At 29.6% G+C, this 2,186-nt stretch carries 3 protein-coding genes; 2 read left to right on the top strand and 1 reads right to left on the bottom strand.

The window, feature by feature from the left end; translation table 11 throughout:
- Nucleotides 1-13: 13 nt before the first annotated feature.
- Nucleotides 14-595: a GlnE gene (locus tag HG1285_RS03960; protein ID WP_008288755.1), complete on the bottom strand. Its 582-nt coding sequence runs from the start codon at nucleotides 593-595 to the stop codon at nucleotides 14-16.
- 63 nt (nucleotides 596-658) lie between these two features.
- Between HG1285_RS03960 and HG1285_RS03965 the strand changes: the two genes are divergently transcribed.
- On the top strand, nucleotides 659-1,696 hold the full coding sequence (locus HG1285_RS03965) for a trypsin-like peptidase domain-containing protein (protein WP_008288754.1): 1,038 nt from the start codon (nucleotides 659-661) through the stop codon (nucleotides 1,694-1,696).
- A gap of 29 nt (nucleotides 1,697-1,725) precedes the next feature.
- Nucleotides 1,726-2,186, top strand: a 461-nt coding sequence (locus HG1285_RS03970) for a sigma-70 family RNA polymerase sigma factor (protein ID WP_008288753.1), incomplete at its 3' end; no start/stop codon positions are given.

Raw genomic sequence — 2,186 nt, 5'->3', positions numbered from 1 at the left:
GTTAGAAGCTGTGTCATTTTAGTAAACATGTAAGTAAAAAATTCTCTGTTTGTATAACCCTTTTCAGTCTTCCTTCAGACTGGTATATATACATAATATCTATATCTGAATAATAGTTAAGCTCAGTCCCCCCAAGTTTTCCAAGCCCTATTACGCTTGCTTTTACAGGATTATTACTGTCATCTAAAGGTTTACCGTATCTTTTTTCTGCTGTCTCCCATGCTCTTTTAAAAGCAGCTTCAAGGGTTGCATCGGCTAAATAAGAGTACTCTTCCATAAGCTCAGGAAGAGGATGTTTACTGTAAATATCTTTAGAAACTATTCTTCCAAAATGCTTCATTTTAAAGCAGGTAAGGTTTAAAACAAATTCATTTTCATTTTCTAAATCTAAAAGTTTAAGTGCTTCATTAACCAGATTTTCCCTTCCTAACAAAGGTTTATCTAAATTTTCATAAAAATAATCAAGATATTTTTCATTTCTGAAAAGAAAATTACATAAACAGTTAGAATAAAAACAAATTTTTTGGAGAAGCTCTTTTTGATTTTTAGATAGATTTTCAAGGAAATCTTTTTTTAAAAGTTCAAATTTATTCATAATCTTAACCTTTAGCAAATGTTATAATTATTATACATTTTAGCCTTTTATATAAGGAGTCTTATGAAAAAAACATTATTATTTTTAATATTAATAATTTTTTTATCCTGTCAGAAAGAAAAAGAACCTCCTCCAAATACTCAACCAGATCCTATAATGAAAATTCAAGAAAGAATATCCTCTGTAATTGAAAAAACAAAACCTTCTCTTGTTACTGTAATTTCACATTTAGATAAAAATAAAAACCTCAACTTTATTGATAGAGAAAGTGAATCACTGGGGTCAGGATTTGTAATAAATAAAGATAAAAAGTTTGTATACATTCTTACAAATGCGCATGTTCTTGAGAAATCAACAGATATTGATGTTCAGTTTTTTAACGAAATAAAGAAAAAAGCTAAAGTTATAGGGTACGACAGCAAAAGCGATATTGCCGTATTAAAAGTAAAATTAGATAAAAGTATAAAGAATGTTCTCCCGATAAAAATTGGGAACTTATCAAAAATGAAAGCAGGTTATTTTGTTCTTTCTGCAGGAAGCCCGTACAATCTTGGACATACATACACTTTTGGTATTATTTCTGCACTTCACAGAAATTTAGGATTATCACCTTATGAAGATTATATACAAACAGATGCTGCAATAAATCCCGGAAACTCTGGAGGACCTTTATTTGATATTAATGGAAATGTTATAGGAATGAACACAGCAATTATAGATGCAGGTCAAGGAATAGGATTCGCCCTTCCAATATACACTGTAATAAATATTTATAAAGAAATATTAAAATACGGTAAAGTAAGAAGAGGGTGGCTGGGTGTTCTTGTACAGTCTCTAAGCAAAAAAGCAAAGGAAAAATTAGGAATAAAAAATGGAGTGGTTGTTATAAAAGTATTCAAAAATTCTCCTGCAGAAAAGTCTGGTATAGAAGTTGGAGATGTAATACTTGAAATAAATGGAAAACCTGTAAAAAACCCTCAAAACCTTGCTTTTGAAATTCAGAGACTAAAGCCAAAAGTAAAAATTAAAATAAAAATACTCAAAAATAAACAGATAAAAACGATAAAGGTATTAATAGAAAGCAGTGATATGCTAAAATAACACTTGTAAGCTTTAGCGAGGTTTATAATATGAAAAAATACAACTACGAAGAGGGAGTTACATATTACCTTAAACAAATTGCTGATATTCCTTTAATATCTCCAGAAGAAGAAAAAAACCTTGCAAAAAAAATAAAGGAAGGAGATAAACAGGCTCTTGATAAACTTGTAAAAGCCAACTTAAGATTTGTAATCAATGTTGCAAAAAATTATATAGGATATGGAGTACCTTTTCAGGAACTTATTTCAGCAGGAAATATTGGTCTAATTGAAGCTGCAAAAAGATTTGACCCAGATAGAGGAGTGAGATTTATATCTTACGCAATATGGTGGATAAAACAGTCAATTTTTCAGACGATACAACAGCAAAAAGATTTAATACGCATACCGCACAGAACATCAAACATGGCAGTAAGAATAGATAAAGTTTATCTGGAATTAAAAGAAAAGCTTGGAAGAGAACCTACATATAAAGAAATAAAATCAAAACT

Source organism: Hydrogenivirga sp. 128-5-R1-1 (genome assembly GCF_000171895.1).
The sequence above is the reverse complement of the archived record's forward strand: the minus strand, read 5'-3'. Positions and strand labels throughout refer to the sequence as shown.

Coding starts and splice junctions, on each gene's coding strand:
- HG1285_RS03965 (WP_008288754.1), top strand. CDS start 659: ATGAAAAAAACATTATTATTTTTAATATTAATAATTTTTTTATCCTGT.
- HG1285_RS03960 (WP_008288755.1), bottom strand. CDS start 595: ATGAATAAATTTGAACTTTTAAAAAAAGATTTCCTTGAAAATCTATCT.